Raw genomic sequence first — 19,788 nt, 5'->3', positions numbered from 1 at the left:
CTGCCGGGTGCCGCCGCGACTATCGCGCAACGACCCGGCGCCGGGCACGGACCAGAGGCCAACGAAGGACACCACCACACACCATGAAACTGCTGATCGACTTCTTCCCCATCCTGCTGTTCTTCGTCGCCTACAAGCTCGCTGGCATCTATGTCGCCACCACGGTGGCGATCCTCGCCGCGGCGCTGCAGCTCGGCTGGACCTGGTGGCGCCAGCGCCGGGTCGAGACCATGCACCTGGTCACCCTGGGGCTGCTGGTGGTGTTCGGCGGCATGACCCTCGCCCTGCGCGACCCGATCTTCGTGATGTGGAAACCGACCATCGTCAACTGGCTGTTCGCCGCGGCCTTCCTCGCCAGCCAACTGATCGGTCAACGCACCCTGGTCGAGCGCACCATGGGACACGCGGTCAGCGTCGAGCCGACGGTGTGGCGCCGGCTCAACCTGATGTGGGTCGTCTTCTTCCTGGTGCTCGGTCTGACCAACCTGCTCGTGGTCTATGTCGCCAGTGGCTTCTTCGCCGCCCATCAGGCGCTGCTCGCCGGCAGCGGGCTCGCCAGCGTCGACCTCACCAGCTGCGCCGGTCAGTTCCAGGGCGAGCTGCTCGCACTCTGCACCAGCGCCCAGGCCAGCGAGGAGATCTGGGTCAACTTCAAGCTGTTCGGTATGATGGGGATGACCCTGGTCTTCGTGCTGCTCCAGGCGTTCTATCTGGCCCGCCACATCGAAGACGAACCTCGCCCGCAGGAGGCCGACTGACGTGCTCTATGCCATCATCGCCGTCGACATCCCGGACAGCCTCGAACGTCGTCTCGAGGCCCGCCCCGCGCACCTCGAGCGATTGCGCGAACTGCACGACGCCGGGCGCCTGGTGCTCGCTGGCCCACACCCGGCGATCGATGCCGCCGACCCCGGCAGCGCCGGCTTCACCGGCTCGCTGGTGGTCGCCGAGTTCGCCGATCTCGACACCGCCCGCACCTGGGCCGAGGCCGACCCCTATCGTGCCGCCGGCGTCTACGCCGAGGTCGAGGTACGCCCCTTCAAGCAGGTCTTCCCGCCCCCGGCGGATTGAGCGTCAAGGAACCGACATCGTCGTCCGGGGTCGCAGAAAGCGCCGAACGCGGATTCGTCGATAGCTCGCGACAGGCGCCAGCCGCCTCGTGAGCGATCCGGCACCTGCCCATTCACCCCAACCCACGGAAGTTTCACCATGAAGAGATCCACCCTCTCGCTCCTGGTCTGCGCACTGCTCGCCGCCGGACCGGGTAGCGCGCTGGCCGAGCCCGACGCTGACACCGTCATCGCCACCGTCAACGGTGTCGAGTACCCGCTCGACCTCTTCCGGCTGTTCTATGTGGAACGGCTGCAGCAGAACCCCGAGGCCGACACCCAGGCGGTGCAGCAGCGCGCCTTCGACGAGTTCATGAACCTGGTGGTGGCCTCCCAGGAGGCCGAGCGGCGCGACCTCGACGACAGTCGCGAGGTCGCCATGGCGCTTGAACTGCAGCGCATGAAGGTACTCTCCAGCGCCGCGCTCGGCGCCATGGCCGCGGACATCGAGCCGACCGACAAGGCGCTCAAGGAGGCCTACGACCAGGTCGTCGAGCGTGCCGCTCGCACCGAGTACAAGGCCCGTCACATCCTGGTCAAGGACGAGGCGGCCGCCAAGAAGCTGATCAAGCAGCTCGACAAGGGCGCCGACTTCGCCGAACTGGCCAAGGAGCACTCACTCGGCCCGACCGGCAAGAACGGCGGTGAACTCGACTGGTTCGACGCCGGCCAGATGGTCGCCCCCTTCGCCGAGGCCGTCGCCGCGATGAAACCCGGCAGCCACTCCGAGAAGCCGGTGCAGACCCAGTTCGGCTGGCACGTCATCGAATTGCAGGAAACCCGCAAGGCCGAGCCGCCGAGCTTCGAAGATGCCAAGCCGCAGCTCAGCGCCATGCTCAAGCGTCGCGCGCTCGGTGAGCAACTCACCGAGATGCGTGACGGCGCCATGGTCGAACTCAACGAGGAGATCGTGACGGTCACGCCCAAGGAGGATTGACCCGAGTCCCCGCGTCCCGGCGGGACGCGGGCCACCCCCGCCCGGCTCAGTAACGCGGCAGCGCCAGCACCTCGCGCCCGTTGCGCGGCTGCACCGGGCGGGCATTTTCCCCGATCACGGCACGCAGCCGTTGCAACTGCCCCACCCCCACCTCGAGCGGCTCACCGAACACCAGCCACAGCGCCGACTCCCGGCACGGCGGTTGGGTGAGCGAACCGTGATAGCGGAAATAGCCGCGATCGAGCGGCAACAGGAAGAGCGGATTGACCCCGATCTGACGGTGACGAGTGCGTTCGCCCGGGCGCGCAGGCAGATGATCGAGGATACGCTCGAAGATGCGATTGTCGCGCTCGGCGGCGCGCAGGCCCACCGCCACCACCGCATGACCACCCTGACGATCGTGATGCACCAGTTGCAGCTCGGCGTCGTAACGCTCGCCCTCGATGCGATGTTCGGCGGGAACGTGGAAGTCGACGTAGGAGAGATCGTAGGCGCTGCCCCGGATCACCAGCGCGCTCCCCGGCGGCGTGAGCAGCCGGACCCCTCGCCCGGTGTTGACCAGCTCGAGCTGATGCGAGCGATAGCGGAACAGCAGTGGCGTGTAGACGATGCGGCGCGCGCCACGGATATCGATCGGCGACTGCGAGCGCCCCTCGGCGCAGGTGGCGAAAGACGGATCCAACCCGCCCCAACGTTCCGGGGCGGCATCGCCGACATAGCCCCAGGGCGGATCGAGCGGAAAGCTCAGCGCGTCGTCGCCCACGACGCCGTCGCCCCACAGCGCCACCAGCACGGCCAGCCCGACCGCGCAGCGGTTTTGGCTCCTCACCGGCTCAGTCCTTGCGCGACCTGAGACTGTCGATCGGCACCACCTGCGCCGCGCCGGGCTGGTCGGCATAGACCGGACGCTCGCCACCGCGCCCGTCGCGCTCGGCGAGCAGACGCTCGCGCTCGGCGATCATGCCGAGACACTGGCGGACCTCGTCGATGGTGGAGGCCGAGAGAGGATGGCGCATCCCCTGCGGCGGGGTGAGATCACGCACGATCGCGGTCAGCGTCTTGCGCATGGTGATCAGGATCTGCTGCTCGGGGGACAGTTCGCTCATGATCGATCCCTGCGGTGAGGGCGGCATGCCGCCGTGAAACCCCGCGGGCGAGACCGCCAGCCCGCGCCCCAATCTTGCATCAGCCGCCGCCGCCGGGCAATGGGGGAAGGGGCGACAGTCGCCAGCTACCAGCGATCAGCCCCCAGCCGACAGTGGGCGTGCACACCGGCGTCAGCGGCGACAGACGAGCCCGCCCACCAACTGGTGACTGGCGGGCAGAGCCTCCCCTGCTCGTCTCGATCGTCTTTACCGCTGTCGTCGAGTACCAGCTTCCACATAAAAAGTGGCCGCTAAAGCGCTTTTAAAACGCGTTCTTTGCACCCTTTGAGTCTTAGCGGTTCAATTTGCTGGCGGCTGGCGGCTGGCGGCTGGCGGCTGGCGGCTGGCGGCTGGCGACTGACGGCTGGCGGCCCTACCCAGCGCCGCCGATCAGCGCCTCGAGGCCGGCCTCGTCGATCACCTCGACACCGAGGTCGCGGGCGCGGGCGAGCTTGGAGCCGGCGGCCTCGCCGGCGAGCAGATAGTCGGTCTTGCCCGAGAGGCTGCTGCTCACCCGCGCGCCCAGCGACTCGACCCACGCCTTGATCTCGGGCCGGGGGCGGCTCAGGGTGCCGGTGATGACCAGGGTCAGACCGGCGAGCGGTCGGGCTGCGGGCTCGACCGGGGCGTCATCGGCCTCCGCTGCGCCCTGCTCCGGCCAGTGCACGCCGACCTCGCGCAAGGCCGCGATCGCCTCGCGATTGTGTGGCTGGGCGAAGAAGGCGACGATGTGCGCCGCGACCACCGGGCCGATGCCCTCGATCAGGCTCCGGGTCTCGGCGCGCAAGTCTTCGGCGTCGGCCGCGCGCAGCGCCTCGAGGGTGCCGAAGTGCTCGACCAGCGCCTCGGCGCGCGGCTGGGTCAGACCACGTACGCCGAGCCCGAGCAGCCAATCGACCGGCGTCACCCCCGAGGTTGGATCGGCAGCATCGGCCAGGGCTGCGGCCAGGGCTGCGGCGGTCACCGGACCGATCCCGCGCACCCCGCGCCGCTGCACGAAATCGCCCTCGCGCGCCGCCATCAGCGCGTCCAGCGAGCCGAAGCCGCGCGCCAGCGCGCGCGCCGTGCTCTCGCCGACCTCGCGGATGCCGAGTGCATAGACGAAGCGGGCGAGATCGGTCGAGCGGGCGCGATCGAGCGCGGCGATCAGGTTCGCCGCCGACTTCTCGCCCATGCGTTCGAGTCCGGCGAGCTGCGCCTGATCGAGCCGGAACAGATCGGCCGGTCCGTGCACCAGCTCGCGCTCGACGAGCTGATCGATCAGCTTGTCGCCCAGCCCCTCGATGTCGAGCGCGCGACGCGAGGCGAAGTGCTTGAGCGCCTCCTTGCGCTGCGCCGGGCAATAGAGCCCGCCGGAGCAGCGCGCCACCGCCTCGCCCTCGGGACGGACGACATCGGCACCGCACACCGGACAGTGCGCGGGCAGCGCCACCGCCTTGGCGTCGGCGGGACGGCGCTCGACCAGCACCCGCACCACCTCGGGGATGACATCCCCGGCACGCCGCACATAGACGGTGTCGCCGATACGCACGTCCTTGCGCACCACCTCGTCCATGTTGTGCAGGGTCGCGTTGGCAACCGTGACGCCGCCGACCTGGACCGGGGCGAGCCGCGCCACCGGGGTGACGGCGCCGGTGCGCCCGACCTGGAACTCGACCGCCTCGACCCGGGTGAGCGCCTCTTGGGCCGGGTACTTGAAGGCGATCGCCCAGCGCGGCGCGCGGGCGACGAAGCCGAGGGCCTGCTGGTCGGCCAGCGCGTCGACCTTGAACACCACCCCGTCGATGTCATAGGGCAGCTGTTCGCGCTGCGCGCCGATGCGACGCTGATAGGCATCGCAGCCGTCCAGCCCGCTCACCCGTTCGAGCTGCGGCGAGAGCGGCAGTCCCCAGTCGCGCAACGCCTGCAGCATCTGGAACTGGGTCGCGCACGCCGGCCCGCCCTCGACCGCGCCGAAGCCGTAGCAGACGAAGGCCAGCGGTCGGGTCGCGGTGACCGCGGGGTCGAGCTGACGGAGGCTGCCGGCGGCGGCGTTGCGTGGGTTGGCGAAGGTGCGCTGGCCGCTCTCGCGCATCCGCGCGTTGAGCCGGGCGAAGCCCTCGGTCGGCAGCACGATCTCGCCGCGTACCTCGAGCAGGCGCGGCCAGTCGGCACCGCGCAGCCGCAGCGGCACGCTGCGCACGGTCCGCACCTGGGCGGTGACGTCCTCGCCCCGACGGCCGTCGCCGCGGGTGGCGGCACGGGTCAGCACCCCATCCTCATAGGTGAGATTGATCGCCAGTCCGTCGAGCTTGGGCTCGGCGACGAAGTCGACCGCCTCGCGCCCCAGCGCCTTGCCCACGCGCGCGGTGAAGGCGGCCAGCTCCTCGGCGCTCTTGGCGTTGTCGAGCGAGAGCATCGGCAGCCGGTGCTCGACCTCGGCGAAGGCCGCCAGCGGCTCGGCGCCGACACGCTGGGTCGGCGAGTCGGGGCCGACCAGCTCGGGGTATTCGGCCTCGAGCGCCAGCAGCTCGCGCAACAGACGATCGTAGGCATCGTCCGGGATCTCTGGATCGTCGAGCACGTAATAGCGATAGTTGTGATGGAGCAGTTCGGCGCGCAGCGCCTCGGCGCGGGCGCGCGCCGAATCGGGCGGGTTCAATTCAGGGTCACTCCGGCCCACAGGCGCTCGTTCTCACGCACTGCGCGGCGCATCTCTTCTTCTTTCTTGATCGACAACGGCTTGCGGTGATCGTCATGAACCTCGCCGTCGAGCATGGTGGCGAGCTTGCGGGCGGTGGCGATCATCTCGTCGAACACCGCCATGTCCTCCGGCTCGCCCTCGAGTTGGGCGAACAGCAACAGCCCGGGGGTGGAGAAGGTCTCCATCTCGTCGAAGGGGAAGATACCGGGCTTGACCATGTTGGCCATGCTGAAGGCGTAACGCGGCTCGCCGTCGAGGGTATCGGTGTAGTGGAAGATCTCCATCTCGCCGGGGTGCAGGCCACAGGTCTCGGCCACGTCCATCAGCGCCTCGCCGGCGAACGGCCGTTCGTCCGGAGCGACCACGCTCACCTGCAACAACAAGGGCGCAGGCGGCTCGAGCGCCTGCTGGTGCACGGCCTCCAGCGTGTCATCGAAGTCCTCGGGGACGTCCTCTCGCGCCTCGCGACGACGGGCCTCGCGCGGCGCGTCACCGTCATCGAAGTCGCCGAGCGCCGGCTCGCGCTTGGCGCGGGTCGAGGCGCGCGCGTGCCCGGCAGTATCATCGTCATCGAGACCGGCGGGGTCCTCGAGTTCGTGACCACGCTCCCAGAGATAGAGGGCAAGGATCAGGATGGCCCCCACGACCAACAGAATCAGGCGAAGCGTATCGGCGTCCATTCGGCTCTCGGTTGCTGCACGGGTGACGGGATTTCGCCCCGCGCAGAGGCGCGGGATTCCAGCGGGCGACCAAGGCGCGACTCGGCCCCAGACCCGCGTTTTCGTGCGCATGAGTATAACAATGCCGAGGCCCGGCGCTGTAGAGGAGCAGCGCCGCGCGAGCGCGATCAGTAACGGTGAACCGCAAAGACACAAAGGGCGCAAAGGATGAACAAAGTGATCAGCTACCAGCAAGCAGCCACCAGCGGGGATTGGCGCCAGTGCTGAAGCGGTAAGCATGGACTTTTCTTTGCGTCCTTCGCGCCTTGGCGGTTCAATCCCTTGGTCGCTGGTCGCTCGCCCTCACACCGCCGCCAGGCGCACCGCCTCATCGACGTCGACGGCGACCAGGCGCGAGACGCCGGGCTCGTGCATGGTGACGCCGAGCAGGTGGTCGGCGATCTCCATGGTCACCTTGTTGTGGCTGATGAAGATGAACTGCACCCGGTCGGACATCGAGCGCACCAGCTCGCAGAAGCGCCCGACGTTGGCGTCGTCGAGCGGGGCGTCGACCTCATCGAGCATGCAGAAAGGCGCCGGGTTCAACTCGAAGATGGCGAACACCAGGGCCACCGCGGTGAGCGCCTTCTCGCCGCCGGAGAGCAGGTGGATGCTGGAGTTGCGCTTGCCCGGCGGGCGTGCCATCACGCTCACCCCGGTCTCCAGCAGGTCGTCGTCGGTCAGCTCCAGATAGGCGTGACCGCCGCCGAACAGCCGCGGGAAGATGGCCTGGAAACCGCTGTTGACCTGCTCGTAGGTCGCCTTGAAGCGGGTGCGGGTCTCGCGGTCGATCTTGCGGATCGCCTGCTCCAGGGTCTCGAGCGAGTCGGAGATGTCGGCATGCTGGGCGTCGAGATAGGTCTTGCGCTGCGACTGCTCCTTGAACTCGTCGATGGCGGCGAGGTTGATCGCGCCGAGCCGCTGGATGCGATTGCCGGTCTGGGTCAGGCGTTGCTGCCAGACCTCCTCGGTGGCCTCGGGGTCGAGACCCTCGAGCAGCGTCGGGGCGCTGGCCGCGGACTCGGCGAGCTGCTCCTCCAGGGTGCGCTGGCGCACCAGCCGCTCCTGGCGTGCCAGACGTAGCGCGTCGAGCCCCTGATGGGCGCCGGCGAGCAGCTGTTCGAGGCGTTGGCGCGCCTGTTCGAGCGCGCGCTGCTCGGCCTCGAGGGTTTCGACCCGGGCGCGCGCCTCGCCCAGTCGGGCCTCGATCTCGACGCGCAGTTCGAGCTGCTCCTCCAACCGCTCGCGCTGCTCGGCCAGCGGCTCGACCCCCGCCTCCAGGCTGTCGAGCAGGGTCTCGCGCCGCTCGGCGAGCTGGGCGCCGCGCTCCTCGGCGCGGTCTAGGCTGTGACGGGTGGCGGTCTGCGCGGTGCGGTTGGACTCGACCCGTACCCGCAGCGTCTGTGCCTGTTCGCGACAGCCACGCTCGCGCTCGCGCCCCTCGGCGACCACCGCGCGCAGCCGCTCGCGCTCGCCGTCGAGCGACTCGCGCCGCTCGGCCAGGGCGTCGACCTCGGCGAGCAGGTCGTGCAAGCGCTCGCGCCGGTCCTCCATCTCCAGCAGCGCCTCGGCGCGCTGCTCCTCGAGTTCGGTCCGCTCCTCGGCGAGCGCCTGCAGACGGGCACGCTGGTGCTCGTCACGGGTGCGCAGCCCGGCCAGCTCGGAGCGCAGCGTGGACAGCTCGCGCTGATACTCGGCGAGGGTGGCAGCGGTCGCGGCGCGAACCTGCTCGGCCTCGGCGCGCGCGGCGCGACGCTGCTCGTCGTCCTCGAGCAGCACCTGTTCGCGCGCCTCCAGCGTTTCGATCTGCTGCTCGAGACCGCGGACCGCCTCGGCGCGCGCCAGCACGCCGTCATCGTCGGTCGGTGGCGCGCGCCACCAGTCGCGACCGACGCGAAACCCCTCACGGGTCACCCAGTACTCGCCCGCGGCGAGTCGCGCGCGATCGGCGAGCGCCTGCTCCACCCCTTCGGCGGCCAGCACGCCGACAAGCAGCGCGTCGAGCGGACCGCTGCCGCGCACCCGGGCGGCCAGAGTCTCGCCAACCGCCGCCGTCGAGGTGGCGGCGCTGTCAAACAGCATCACCCCCGAGGGCACGGCGGCAGGTGCGATGAGATGCCGCTCCGGGTGATCACAGCCGAGCGCGCCGAGCCGCTCGCCGAGCACGCACTCGACCGCTCGCTCCCAGCCCGGCTCGACCTCCAGACCGTCGAGCAGCCGCGGCGCGTCGGCCAGTCCGCGCCCGGCGAGCCAGTCGCCCCCTGCGGACTCGGCCAGAGAAGCTTCCTGCAAGGCCAGCAGCGAGGCGTGGCGACCCTTGGTCTGCTGCAACTCGGTGCGGACCTGGTCGAGTTCGGCGGCGAGCGTGCGCAGCGCCCGGTCGTGCTCGGCGAGCGTCTCGGCGTGGGTGTGCTGGCGCTGCTCGAAGTCGTCGATCCGCGCCAGACAGACCTCTTCCTGCTCCTCCAGCACCTCGATGCGCTCGTGGACGTCGGCCGAGCGCAGCCGCGAGACCTCCTCCTCGATCCGGCGCCGCCGTTCGCGATCGCGTTCGATCCGCTGCTCGATGGCATTGATCCGCGCGCGCTCGACCTGTGCCTGCTCGGCCGGCTGCGCCGCCTCGCGGTTGAAGCGGTCCCACTCCGCCTCCCACGACCGCAACTGCTCCTCGGCGGTCATCACCGAGCCGGCGACCTCGGCGAGCGCCTGCTCGGCGCGGGCCAACTCGGGCTCGTCGGCGGCGAGCGCCTGCTCCAGCTCGACCAGACGGGCGCGATCGCGTTCGAGATGACGCGCGGCGTCGCCCTGTTCCTGGTCGAGCCGCGCCAGCTCGGACTCGGTGCGCGCGCGCGCCTGGCTGGCGAACTCGATCGCCTGCTCGGTGCGGGCGATCTCGGCGCCCACCGCGTAGAACCGCTCCTGAACCTTGTTGAAGGACTCGCCGGCCTCGGCGCGTGCCGCGCGCCGCTGCTCGAGTTCGGACTCGATCCGGCGCTGCTCGGCGAGATGGCCCTCGGCACCGGTCTCGGCCTCGGCGATGTGCCGATCGTCGGTGGCGATCTCGGTGGCCAGCGCGCGCCAGCGCAGCGCCTTGAGCTCGAGCCCGAGCTGACGCTCTTCGGCCTTGAGCCGGGTGTACTTCTCGGCGGTGGCGGCCTGGCGTTCGAGGTGTTCGAGCTGCTTGCCGACCTCCTCGCGCAGGTCGTCGAGCCGCTCCAGGTTCTCGCGGGTGTGGCGCATCCGGTTCTCGGTCTCGCGGCGGCGCTCCTTGTACTTGGAGATGCCGGCGGCCTCCTCAAGGAACAGACGCAGGTCCTCGGGACGGGCCTCGATGATCCGCGAGATCATCCCCTGCTCGATGATGGCGTAGGAGCGCGGCCCCAGGCCGGTGCCGAGGAAGAGGTCCTGGATGTCGCGCCGACGACAGCGCGCGCCGTTGAGGAAGTAGGTCGACTGGCCGTCGCGGGTGACCTGACGCTTGACCGAGATCTGCGCAAAGCGCGCGTACTCGCCGCCGGCGCGACCGTCACTGTTGTCGAACACCAGCTCGATGCTCGCCGTGCCCACCGGCTTGCGCCCGGTGCTGCCGTTGAAGATGACGTCGGCCATCGACTCGCCGCGCAGCATCTTCGCCGAACTCTCGCCCATCACCCAGCGCACCGCATCGATCACATTGGACTTGCCACAGCCGTTGGGGCCGACCACCCCGACGAGGTTGCTGGGGAAGGCGACGCTGGTGGGGTCGACGAAGGACTTGAAGCCGGCGAGTTTGATCTTTTCGAGACGCATGCGAGAAACATACCGGAAGCCATGCAACGGGTACAGCGAAACGCGCCGAGCCCGCATGACCAGTGGGCTGGCGCGTCATCGGGCGGACCGGCTCAGGGGGCGTTCAACAGCCGCGCGCAGGCCGCCGGCGGGGTCGGCTCGGCGACGCGTCGCCCACTGCCCGGGCTGCGCGCCTCGGCGCTGAACCACCAGTCGAGTTCGGCGCCACAGCCCGGCCCCGCCGGGATCGGCGACTGCGGCTCGCAGGCCGGGCTGTCCTCCGGGCAGGCCAGACGCACGTGCGTGTGGGCGTCGTGTCCCCACCACGGCCGTACCTTGCGCAGCCAGTCGGCGCCACCGGTGGCGTCACAGAGCGCGCGCTTGATCGCCGGATTGACGAACAGACGGTCGACCTCGGGGCGGCGCGCCGCCCACTCGATGAGAAAGCGCGCATCCTCGCCCCAACGCCGGTTGACCCGATCACCGCTGACCAGGCTCGGCGGATCGCCCTCGTCGAGCAGCGCTCGCGCATCCGCCGGCGACGCTGCCAGGGTCAGCCACAGGTCGACGTCGAGCCCGTGCTGGTGGCTGCGATGACCGCCGGACATCCGCCCGCCGCGCGGCTGCGAGAGATCGCCGACCATCACCAGCCGCTCGTCGCGCGCCTGCTGCGCCCGGCCGAGCGTCTCGATCAGCGCGAGCAGACGCGGATGGCCGTAGTAACGGCCACGCCAACGGCGTACGTCGAGATAACCGACCCCGCTCGCGGGCAGTGCCACGGCGCCGGCGAGACAGCCATTGGCCGGAGCGCCAATGACCTGCGCCGGACCGGCGCTCGGGCGCTCGACCCCGGGCCAGGGGTTGGCGACGGCGACGGCGCACCAGCCCAGGGACAGCGACAACAGCAACAGGGGATGCAACGGGCGAGAGCACAAGGGCGACATCCGGACCTCCGGGCCAGTGACGGGACGATGCCCCGAGCTTAACTCAGGGCCGGAAGGGCCACACCAACGGCGTCAGCGCAACGGTCACCACGCCCACCAGCAGGGTTAGCGGCACCCCGGCGCGGACGAAGTCGCCGAAGCGATAGCCGCCGACGTTGAACACCATCAGATTGGTCTGATAGCCGATCGGGGTGGCGAAGCTCGCCGAGGCGGCGACCATCAGCGTCAGCACGAAGGGCTCGAGCGCCACCCCCATGGTGCGCGCGGTCTCGACCGCGATCGGGAACACCAGCACCGCAGCGACGTTGTTGGTGGCCAGCGAGGTGAGCAGCGCGGTGGCGACGAACACCAGGCCCAGCGCCGACCACGGCTGGCCGTCGGCGAGCCCGATCAGACCGCCGGCGAGCAGCGCCGCGGCGCCGGTCTTCTCCAGCGCCGCGCCGATGCCGAAGGAAGTGGCGATCACCACCAGCACCTGCCAGTCCGGTGCGCGCCGGGCGATGCGCCCACTGGTGCAGCCAGTGAGGATCATGCTGCCGGCGGCCAGCAGCGCCGCCTCGAGCATGCTCAGCCAGCCGAACGCGACCACCGCCACCATCGCCAGCACGATGGCGATGGCCAGCGGCGCGCGGCGGTGCTCGAGTGGGTGGGAGTCGCCGATCTGGCTCACCAGCAGGAAGTCGCGGACGTTGCGCTGACGCTCGACGAAGTCCGGGCGGGTCTCCAGCAGCAGGGTGTCGCCGGGGGCGAGGACGATGTCGCCGATCTTGCCGCGCACCCGTCGGCCGTTGCGCGAGAGCGCGATGATCACCGCGTCGTAGCGGTTGCGAAAGCGCCCGTCGCGCACGCTCAGTCCGATCAGCGGCGACTTGTCGGAGAGCACCGCCTCGACGAAGCAACGCCCGGGGCGTGGCAGGTCGAGCTTGAACACCTGGTCATTGGCCGGGATCAGCCCGCGGGTACGCTGCAGCTCCATCATCGAGTCGATCACCCCGACGAACACCAGCCGATCGCCGGCCTGGAGCACCGCCTGCGGGGAGACGGCGGGCAGCACCTGGGCGCCGCGCTCGATCTCGACCAGGAACAGCCCCGGGAGCTGACGCAGCCCGGCGGCCTCGATCGAGCGCCCGACCAGCGCACTGCCCGGCTCGACCAGCATCTCGGCGACGTACTCGCGCAGGTCGCCGTAGCCGGCCGCCGGGGGCTGGCGGCGCGGCAGCAGCCAGTCGCCGGCGAGCAGCAGAAAGCCGAGGGTGACCAGGGTCACCGGCAGCCCGATCCACAACGGCTCGAACAACCCCAGCCCGGCGCCGCCCTGGTGCTCGATATAGAGCCCGTTGACCACCAGATTGGTACTGGTGCCGATCAGGGTGCAGGTCCCACCGACGATCCCGGCATAGGACAGCGGGATCAGCAACCGCGACAGCTCCAGACGATGGCGTCTGGCCCAGTCCTGCACCGCGGGGATGAAGATCGCCACCACCGGGGTGTTGTTGAGCAGCGCGCTGAGCGCGGCCACCGGCGCCATCAGCCGCACCCGCGCCGCGCGCGGTCCGTGCGGGCGGCCGAGCAGGCGCGGGCCGAGCCAGCCGATGGCGCCGGTCTCGGCCAGCCCGCTGACCACCACGTAGAGCACCCCGACGGTGAGCATGCCGGGGTTGGCGAAACCGGCCAGGGCCTCCTCGGCGGTGAGCACCCCGCTGACCAGCAGCAGGGTCAGCGCGCCACTGGTGACGATGTCGGGGGCGACCCGGGTGAAGGCGAACAGCACGAAGCAGCAGGCCACCATCGCCAGACTGAACCAGCCCTGCCAGTCGAGTTGCGCCAACGCCTCCATGCCCGCCTCGCGCTCAGCCGGCGCGCCCCCGCTGCAGCGCCTCATAGCGCGCCTTGAAGGCCGCCTCGCGCAGCCGCGCCGCCTCCACCTCGACGCCGCACAGCGGACCGTCGCGCCAGGCGCCGCTGGCGTGGTCGAACACCGAGAAGCGATAGCCGCGACCGACCTTGAACACCGCCGTGACCTCCTCGCCGGCGCGCGCCAGCGCCGCGAGCTTGTCGAGCCCGAGCGCCGGGGTGGCGGTCTCGATATCGACGACGGGCGCGGCATCAGGCGCGGCGACGAGATTGAAGCGGTGGTCGTGGATCTCGCCATCGACGGCGAGCGCCACGGATTCCAGTTCGGGCAGGCGATCGAGCAGATAGCCGGCCATCAGCAGCCCGAGCCGGGTATTGCCGTCCTCGATCGCGGTGAGCAGCTTGTCGGCGACGATCCTGCAGCGCTGCTCGCGATCCGGGTGCTCGACCCAGGTGCGCCCGAGCTGCCAGCCGCGATCCATGTCGCGATCGAGTTGAGCGAAGAACGTCGCCGCCTGTTCGAGCAGCGCCTCGGGCACCTCGAGTCGATGGGTCCGGTCATCGATGCTGACCTGCAGGATCATGTCGCCGCCTCCCTCGTGTCTCGACCAATCCGATCGCCCCGGGCGCGGGGCGACCATCACCGAGATCCCGACCAAGGAGATCCCATGTTGCAGATCATCCCCCAGCTACTCGGCCCGGCTCAACTCGACAAGGTCCACGCCACGCTGGCCGAGCTGCCGGCGGTCGCGGGCACCCGCAGCGCCGGGCGCAGCGCGGCACGGGTCAAGCACAACCAGGAGCTGCAACCCGACCCCGAGCGGATGCAGCGACTCGCGCGCATCATCATGTCGGCGCTCGGCCATCACCCGGTGTTTCGCGCCACCGCCCTGCCCGAGCGGGTCGCCGACCCGATCTTCGCCCGCTACCGCCCGGGGATGCACTACGGCGAGCACGTCGACGAGCCGATCATGGGCGGGGCCGGGGGACGGATGCGCAGCGACCTGGCGCTGACCCTGTGGCTCAGCCCGGCGGACGATTACGACGGCGGCGAGCTGGTGATCCGTACCAGCTTCGGCGAGCAGCGGGTGCGAGGCGAGGCCGGCGACGCGGTGCTCTACCCCGCCTCCAGCCTCCACCAGGTCGCCCCGGTGACCCGGGGCGAGCGGCTGGTGGCGGTGACCTGGATCCAGAGCCTGGTGCGTGACCCGGCCCGCCGCGAGCTGCTCTATGAACTCGGCCAGGCCCGCGAGACCCTGCTCGAGCGCGCCCCCGACGATCCCGCCGCCCAGCGGGTCGACCGCAGCTATGTCAACCTGCTGCGGATGTGGGCCGAGCCGGGGTGAGGGGGATTCGAGCCATCAGCCATCAGCCGCCAGCCGCCAGCCGCCAGCCAAAGTAGCCGACCCTTCCCCACTGGCGGCTGGTAGCTGATGGCTGGTAGCTGGTAGCTGGTAGCTGGTAACCGAAAGCCGCCGATAGGGGTGCGCAGACGCGCCATGCTACACTCAGCGTTGTCTCCTCAACCCTCCACCTTCGGCAAGGACATGACCAGGCAGAAGACCTACCTCGTGATCTCGGCGCTCGGCGAAGACCACCCCGGTATCGTCGATCAGATCTCCCGGACCGTGCTCGAGCACGGCTGCAATATCGAGGACAGCCGGATGAGCGTCCTGGGTGGCGAGTTCGCCGCCATGCTGCTGGTGGAAGGAAAATGGAACACCCTCGCCAAGATCGAGAACGCGCTGCCCGAGCTCGAGCGCCAGCTCGGCATGACCATCGTCTCCAAGCGCACCGGCCAGCGTAACGCCGGGGCCAACCTGCTGCCCTACGCGGTCGACGTGGTATCGATGGATCATCCGGGGATCGTCAACAACCTCGCCGCCTTCTTCGCCGAGCGCCGGATCAACATCGAGGACATGGCCACCAGCACCTATGCCGCGGCCCATACCGGCACCCCGATGTTCTCGGTGCACATCGCCGTGGGCATCCCCGCCGACATCCATATCGCCGGACTGCGCGACGAGTTCATGGACTACTGCGACGGACTCAACCTCGACGCGGTGCTCGAGCCGCTCAAGAGCTGAGTCGACGGCGATGCCCGCTTCCAATCCGGCGACGGCGACCGCACATCGGCGGATGAGCCATCGCTACAGGGAGCAAGACGCATGAGCATTGCCATCGGTGACCCGGTCCCCGACCTCGAGCTGACCGCCACCGACGACCAACAGATCCGGCTGACCGACTATCGTGGCCGCAACCTGGTGCTCTACTTCTACCCCAGGGCGAGTACCCCGGGCTGCACCCAGGAGGGGCTGGACTTCGCCGCCGCCCACGCCGACTTCGGCGCCGCCGACACCCTCATCCTCGGCGCCTCGCGCGACGGTCTGCGCGCCCAGCAGAACTTCAAGACCAAGCAATCCTTCCCCTTCGAGCTGATCGCCGACACCGACGAGCAGCTCTGCCGCGCCTTCGACGTGATCAAGCTCAAGACGCTCTATGGTCGCGAGAGCCTCGGTATCGAACGCAGCACCTTCCTCATCGACGCCACCGGCACCCTGGTGCGGGAGTGGCGCAAGGTGAAGGTCAAGGGGCACGTCGACGAGGTGCTTGAAGCGGTCAGGGGCCTGGCCCAGTAGCAGGCGGAGAGGGCGCGCCATCGCATCATGTCCCGCCACGCCCGCCGCAGGCCTCTCGCCTCCCCCTATCCTCACCCCGCCAGACGGACCTCCAGGGTACCGCCGGGCACGACCCCGACCGGTCGCGCCTGCCCCCCGAGGCCCGGTACGCGGGCGTCCGCAACGGCGCGACCGACGCAACTCTGCGCGCCAGGCCACGCCCCAACCGCTCCCTGCAGACCGTCATGATCAAACGCGAAAACGACACCACCTGCCTGTTCGTCCTCGATACCAACGTGTTGATGCACGACCCGAGCGCACTGTTCCGCTTCCAGGAGCACGATCTCTTCCTGCCGATGGTGGTGCTCGAAGAGCTCGACCGCGGCAAGAAGGGCATGTCCGAGGTCGCGCGCAACGTGCGCCAGGTCAGCCGCTTCCTCGACCAGCTGATGGGCGGGGCGGACAAGACAGAGATCGACGCCGGACTAGCGCTCGGCCCGCTCGCCGGCAACGGCGGCGGGCTCGAGGCGGCCAGTGGCCGGCTCTATTTCCAGACCACCGCCTTCAAACTCGACCTGCCCGAGGCGCTCCCCGGCACCGTCGCCGACAACCAGATCCTCGGCATCGCCCAGGTGCTCAGCCGCGAGCGCCCGGACCGCCAGGTGATCGTGGTCTCCAAGGACATCAATCTGCGGATCAAAGCGGCGGTCCTCGGCATCGTCGCCGAGGACTACAGCAACGACCGCGTGCTCGACGACGCCGAGCTGCTCTACAGCGGTCACGACGCGCTGCCCGCAGACTTCTGGGAGCGACACCAGAAGGCGGTCGACGCCTGGCAGGAGGATGGCCACACCTTCTACCGCGTCTCCGGCCCCGACATCGCCGACTGGTACCCGGCGCAGTGTCTCTCGCTCGATCGGGACGACGGCTTCGAGGCGATCGTGCGCGACAAACCCGCCGAAACCGAGGCGGTGATCGAGCTGGTCGAGGACCATCGGGTGACGCGTCACAACGTCTGGGGCATCACCGCGCGCAACCGCGAGCAGAACTTCGCGCTCAACATGCTGATGGACCCCGAACTCGACTTCGTCACTCTGCTCGGCACCGCCGGCACCGGCAAGACGCTGCTGGCGCTCGCCGCCGGGCTGGCGCAGGTGCTCGACCAGAACCGCTATCGCGAGATCATCATGACCCGGGTGACGGTTCCGGTGGGCGAGGACATCGGCTTCCTGCCCGGCACGGAGGAGGAGAAGATGACACCCTGGATGGGCGCGCTGATGGACAACCTGGAGGTGCTCACCCGCCCCGAGGGCGGCGGCGACTGGGGGCGCGAGGCGACCAACGACCTGCTGCGCAACCGCATCCGCATCAGCTCGCTGAACTTCATGCGCGGGCGCACCTTCCTCGACAAGTACATCATCCTCGACGAGGCGCAGAACCTCACCGCCAAGCAGATGAAGACCCTGATCACCCGCGCCGGTCCCGGCACCAAGGTGGTCTGTCTCGGCAACATCTCGCAGATCGACACCCCCTACTTGACCGAGACCACCTCGGGCCTGACCTATGTGGTGGACCGCTTCAAGCACTGGGAGCACGGCGGTCACATCACCCTGATGCGCGGCGAGCGCTCGCGTCTGGCCGACTTCGCCTCGCAGACACTGTGACCCCTGCCGGCGGACCCCTGAGGTCCGCCCCTCCCGGTGCTCAGCCGACACCACGCCCCGCACCGGGAGGAGCCAACCATGCACGCCCGCGCCACCCTCGCGCTGCTGTCTGCGCTCATCGCCCCCGCCGCACTCGCCGAGCAACCGCCGCTCGACGTCGTCTATCACGTCTCCGAGACCGCCAAGGTCGCCTTCGTGCTCAACAATATCCAGAACCACATCGACGGCGCTGGCGGGCCCGAGCGGCTCAACGTGGTGCTGGTCGCCCACGGCCCGGCGATCCGCGCGCTCGACCAGATCGAGACCACCGACCGCATCCGCAACGCCACCGAGAGGCTGCGCGCGCAGGGCGTCGCCCTGGAGATCTGCGGCAACACCGTCAAGGGCTACGGCTATGCGCTGGAGGACCTGGTGCCCGGCTTCAGCATCGTCGAACAGGGCGGGGTGACCCGGATCGCCGAGCTGCAGTCGCGCGGCTACGTCTATCTGCGGCCCTGAACGACGACGGCCCCCGCCCGGTCGGGCGAGGGCCGTCGTCAGCGATCAGCGATCAGCGATCAGCTCTCGCGATGGTAGCCCTGGATGCGCTCGATCTCGTTGCGCGAGCCGAGGATCACCGGCACGCGCTGGTGCAGCGCCTCGGGCTGTAGCGACATGATCCGCTCGCGCCCGGTGATCGCCGCGCCGCCGGCCTGCTCGACGATGAACGACATCGGGTTGGCCTCGTAGAGCAGACGCAGCTTGCCGCCCTGCCCCTTGGCGCGGATCTTCTCGTCCATCGGGTACATGAACACCCCGCCACGGGTGAGGATGCGGTGCACCTCGGCGACCATCGAGGCGATCCAGCGCATGTTGAAGTCCTCGCCGCGCTCGCCCTCGCGCCCGGCCAGGCACTCGTCGACATAGCGCCGCACCGGCGGCTCCCAGAAGCGCATGTTGGAGGCGTTGATGGCGAACTCGCGGGTCTCGGCGGGGATCGTCATTCCCGGGTGGGTGAGGATGAACTCGCCGATGTTCTGGTCGAGGGTGAAGCCGTTGACGCCGTTGCCAGTGGTCAGCACCATCATCGTCGACGGACCGTAGAGCGCGTAACCAGCGGCGACCTGCTCGGTGCCGGGCTGGAGGAAGTCCTGCTCGGTCGGTTCGGCGGCATCATCCGGACGGCGCAGGATCGAGAAGATGGTGCCGACCGAGACGTTGACGTCGATGTTCGAGGAGCCGTCGAGCGGGTCGAAGGTCAGCAGGTACTTGCCACGCGGATAGCGCGCCGGGATCGGGTAGATCGCCTCCATCTCCTCCGAGGCCATCGCCGCGAGATGTCCGGCCCACTCGTTCGACTTGAGGAAGACGTCGTTGGAGAGCACGTCGAGCTTCTTCTGCGTCTCGCCCTGCACGTTCTCCTGCCCGGCGCTGCCCAGCACCCCGACCAGGGCGCCGTGGTTGACCATGTTGCTGATCACCTTGCAGGCGGTGACCACGTCGTTGAGCAGCCCGCTGAAATCGCCCGTGGCCCCGGCGACGTGACGCTGCTCCTCGATGATGTACTGGGTGATGGTAGTGCGGTTGTTATGCATGACTCGTCCTCGTCTCCGCGTACATAAGTGTTATCGAATGGACGGTCAGTATAAGGGGTTCACCGTACCCCCAGAACCCCTACCCTTGCTGTGGTTTAGGCTTCAACTGTGGAGCATGCCCGGTCGGCACCACGGCCCTTGCACTAGACTAGTGCCGTGATCCGTCGCCAACGATCGAACCGACAGCGGTCAGCCCAGGGCTTATGAAAGTATTTCAGCCATTTCGAGACAGCAGCCGCCAACAAGGCGTCACCTTGCTGGAGCTGATCGTGACCGTCAGCATTCTCACCATCATCCTCAGCGTCGCGATACCCAGCTTCCGCGAGATCGTTGCCACCAACCGTATCGCAGTGATCAACAACGACCTCCTGGAGGCGCTCCATGTCGCGCGGTCCGAGGCAATCAAGCGCGGCACACGTGTCACCGTTTGCAAATCGACCACCACATCGAGCAACTCACCCGCTTGCGCCACCGATGACTCCGGCTGGGAAAACGGCTGGATCATCTTCTCCGACCGGGGCACGAGAGGTCAGATCGACGGCAACGATCAGATCATCTCCGTACACGAACAAAACATCCCAGCCGTCACCATCACCACGGGGAACTCCTTCAAGGACTTCATCAGCTATCTGCCCTCCGGTTTTTCCCAGGGCAGCGGCGGCTCAACTGAAGAATCCTTCCTCATAAAACTACAAGGAAAAGCCAGAAAGATAGAGATCAACTTTACCGGAAGGATAAGGAGTTGCGACGCTTCCGATAACAGCAGCTGCTGA

Annotated in this window: 18 protein-coding genes; 9 read left to right on the top strand and 9 right to left on the bottom strand. The window is 69.0% G+C overall.

Features of this window, described 5'->3' with window-relative positions; genetic code table 11:
- Window positions 1–83: 83 nt before the first annotated feature.
- The 3 genes from MARPU_RS02265 to MARPU_RS02255 all read left to right on the top strand — a co-directional run bounded on the left by MARPU_RS02265 (window position 84) and on the right by MARPU_RS02255 (window position 2,046).
- Complete coding sequence (locus MARPU_RS02265) at window positions 84–758, top strand: inner membrane-spanning protein YciB (protein ID WP_005222462.1); 675 nt, start codon at window positions 84–86, stop codon at window positions 756–758.
- Window position 759: 1 nt separating this feature from the next.
- Window positions 760–1,071, top strand: a complete 312-nt coding sequence (locus tag MARPU_RS02260; RefSeq protein WP_005222459.1) for a YciI family protein — start codon at window positions 760–762, stop codon at window positions 1,069–1,071.
- A gap of 138 nt (window positions 1,072–1,209) precedes the next feature.
- Complete coding sequence (locus MARPU_RS02255) at window positions 1,210–2,046, top strand: peptidylprolyl isomerase (RefSeq protein WP_005222458.1); 837 nt, start codon at window positions 1,210–1,212, stop codon at window positions 2,044–2,046.
- A gap of 46 nt (window positions 2,047–2,092) precedes the next feature.
- Here the strand turns inward: MARPU_RS02255 and MARPU_RS02250 are convergent, their stop codons facing one another.
- The 8 genes from MARPU_RS02250 to MARPU_RS02215 form a co-directional block, all read right to left on the bottom strand.
- The gene (locus tag MARPU_RS02250) at window positions 2,093–2,875 is read right to left on the bottom strand and encodes a carbonic anhydrase (RefSeq protein WP_005222456.1); all 783 of its coding nucleotides are present in this window, start codon (window positions 2,873–2,875) and stop codon (window positions 2,093–2,095) included.
- A 4-nt stretch (window positions 2,876–2,879) separates the two neighbouring features.
- Complete coding sequence (locus tag MARPU_RS02245; protein ID WP_005222454.1) at window positions 2,880–3,152, bottom strand: hypothetical protein; 273 nt, start codon at window positions 3,150–3,152, stop codon at window positions 2,880–2,882.
- 412 nt (window positions 3,153–3,564) lie between these two features.
- The gene (gene ligA / locus MARPU_RS02240; protein WP_005222453.1) at window positions 3,565–5,832 is read right to left on the bottom strand and encodes an NAD-dependent DNA ligase LigA; all 2,268 of its coding nucleotides are present in this window, start codon (window positions 5,830–5,832) and stop codon (window positions 3,565–3,567) included.
- Complete coding sequence (locus MARPU_RS02235) at window positions 5,829–6,554, bottom strand: cell division protein ZipA (protein ID WP_005222450.1); 726 nt, start codon at window positions 6,552–6,554, stop codon at window positions 5,829–5,831. Before MARPU_RS02235 ends, ligA begins: the two co-directional genes overlap by 4 nt.
- A 342-nt stretch (window positions 6,555–6,896) precedes the next feature.
- Entirely contained in the window at window positions 6,897–10,382 is a 3,486-nt protein-coding gene (gene smc / locus MARPU_RS02230) for a chromosome segregation protein SMC (protein WP_005222448.1), read from the bottom strand.
- Between the two features lie 92 nt (window positions 10,383–10,474).
- Entirely contained in the window at window positions 10,475–11,305 is an 831-nt protein-coding gene (gene mepA / locus MARPU_RS02225) for a penicillin-insensitive murein endopeptidase (protein WP_005222446.1), read from the bottom strand.
- A 43-nt stretch (window positions 11,306–11,348) separates the two neighbouring features.
- Complete coding sequence (locus MARPU_RS02220; RefSeq protein ID WP_005222445.1) at window positions 11,349–13,142, bottom strand: SLC13 family permease; 1,794 nt, start codon at window positions 13,140–13,142, stop codon at window positions 11,349–11,351.
- Window positions 13,143–13,155: 13 nt separating this feature from the next.
- Complete coding sequence (locus MARPU_RS02215; protein ID WP_005222443.1) at window positions 13,156–13,743, bottom strand: hypothetical protein; 588 nt, start codon at window positions 13,741–13,743, stop codon at window positions 13,156–13,158.
- 84 nt (window positions 13,744–13,827) lie between these two features.
- On the opposite strand from MARPU_RS02215, the gene MARPU_RS02210 reads away from it, so the two are divergent.
- From MARPU_RS02210 to MARPU_RS02190, 5 genes are all read left to right on the top strand, one after another.
- A complete protein-coding gene (locus tag MARPU_RS02210; RefSeq protein WP_005222441.1) occupies window positions 13,828–14,505 on the top strand; it encodes a Fe2+-dependent dioxygenase in 678 nt (225 codons plus the stop codon).
- Window positions 14,506–14,706: 201 nt separating this feature from the next.
- The gene (locus MARPU_RS02205) at window positions 14,707–15,246 is read left to right on the top strand and encodes a glycine cleavage system protein R (RefSeq protein ID WP_005222440.1); all 540 of its coding nucleotides are present in this window, start codon (window positions 14,707–14,709) and stop codon (window positions 15,244–15,246) included.
- 81 nt (window positions 15,247–15,327) lie between these two features.
- Window positions 15,328–15,798, top strand: coding sequence for a peroxiredoxin (locus tag MARPU_RS02200; RefSeq protein WP_005222439.1), 471 nt, complete (start codon window positions 15,328–15,330; stop codon window positions 15,796–15,798).
- Between the two features lie 224 nt (window positions 15,799–16,022).
- On the top strand, window positions 16,023–17,441 hold the full coding sequence (locus tag MARPU_RS02195; protein WP_005222438.1) for a PhoH family protein: 1,419 nt from the start codon (window positions 16,023–16,025) through the stop codon (window positions 17,439–17,441).
- A gap of 78 nt (window positions 17,442–17,519) precedes the next feature.
- Window positions 17,520–17,939, top strand: a complete 420-nt coding sequence (locus MARPU_RS02190) for a DsrE family protein (RefSeq protein WP_005222436.1) — start codon at window positions 17,520–17,522, stop codon at window positions 17,937–17,939.
- Between the two features lie 59 nt (window positions 17,940–17,998).
- Here the strand turns inward: MARPU_RS02190 and MARPU_RS02185 are convergent, their stop codons facing one another.
- Entirely contained in the window at window positions 17,999–19,015 is a 1,017-nt protein-coding gene (locus tag MARPU_RS02185; RefSeq protein WP_005222434.1) for a class 1 fructose-bisphosphatase, read from the bottom strand.
- 203 nt (window positions 19,016–19,218) lie between these two features.
- Here MARPU_RS02185 and MARPU_RS02180 point away from each other — a divergent pair, with 203 nt between their 5' ends.
- Window positions 19,219–19,788 (top strand): GspH/FimT family pseudopilin, encoded by a 570-nt coding sequence (locus MARPU_RS02180; RefSeq protein ID WP_025275068.1) that lies wholly within the window; start codon window positions 19,219–19,221, stop codon window positions 19,786–19,788.

The organism is Marichromatium purpuratum 984 (assembly GCF_000224005.2).
Lineage (GTDB): Bacteria > Pseudomonadota > Gammaproteobacteria > Chromatiales > Chromatiaceae > Marichromatium > Marichromatium purpuratum.
This window is presented reverse-complemented; position numbering and strand designations above follow the sequence as displayed.

What these genes read in the sequence shown, in the direction of transcription:
- MARPU_RS02265 (WP_005222462.1), top strand. Translation starts at nt 84, where the DNA reads ATGAAACTGCTGATCGACTTCTTCCCCATCCTGCTGTTCTTCGTCGCC.
- MARPU_RS02255 (WP_005222458.1), top strand. Translation starts at nt 1,210, where the DNA reads ATGAAGAGATCCACCCTCTCGCTCCTGGTCTGCGCACTGCTCGCCGCC.
- MARPU_RS02245 (WP_005222454.1), bottom strand. Translation starts at nt 3,152, where the DNA reads ATGAGCGAACTGTCCCCCGAGCAGCAGATCCTGATCACCATGCGCAAG.
- MARPU_RS02235 (WP_005222450.1), bottom strand. Translation starts at nt 6,554, where the DNA reads ATGGACGCCGATACGCTTCGCCTGATTCTGTTGGTCGTGGGGGCCATC.
- smc (WP_005222448.1), bottom strand. Translation starts at nt 10,382, where the DNA reads ATGCGTCTCGAAAAGATCAAACTCGCCGGCTTCAAGTCCTTCGTCGAC.
- mepA (WP_005222446.1), bottom strand. Translation starts at nt 11,305, where the DNA reads ATGTCGCCCTTGTGCTCTCGCCCGTTGCATCCCCTGTTGCTGTTGTCG.
- MARPU_RS02220 (WP_005222445.1), bottom strand. Translation starts at nt 13,142, where the DNA reads ATGGAGGCGTTGGCGCAACTCGACTGGCAGGGCTGGTTCAGTCTGGCG.
- MARPU_RS02215 (WP_005222443.1), bottom strand. Translation starts at nt 13,743, where the DNA reads ATGATCCTGCAGGTCAGCATCGATGACCGGACCCATCGACTCGAGGTG.
- MARPU_RS02210 (WP_005222441.1), top strand. Translation starts at nt 13,828, where the DNA reads ATGTTGCAGATCATCCCCCAGCTACTCGGCCCGGCTCAACTCGACAAG.
- MARPU_RS02205 (WP_005222440.1), top strand. Translation starts at nt 14,707, where the DNA reads ATGACCAGGCAGAAGACCTACCTCGTGATCTCGGCGCTCGGCGAAGAC.
- MARPU_RS02200 (WP_005222439.1), top strand. Translation starts at nt 15,328, where the DNA reads ATGAGCATTGCCATCGGTGACCCGGTCCCCGACCTCGAGCTGACCGCC.
- MARPU_RS02195 (WP_005222438.1), top strand. Translation starts at nt 16,023, where the DNA reads ATGATCAAACGCGAAAACGACACCACCTGCCTGTTCGTCCTCGATACC.
- MARPU_RS02190 (WP_005222436.1), top strand. Translation starts at nt 17,520, where the DNA reads ATGCACGCCCGCGCCACCCTCGCGCTGCTGTCTGCGCTCATCGCCCCC.
- MARPU_RS02185 (WP_005222434.1), bottom strand. Translation starts at nt 19,015, where the DNA reads ATGCATAACAACCGCACTACCATCACCCAGTACATCATCGAGGAGCAG.
- MARPU_RS02180 (WP_025275068.1), top strand. Translation starts at nt 19,219, where the DNA reads ATGAAAGTATTTCAGCCATTTCGAGACAGCAGCCGCCAACAAGGCGTC.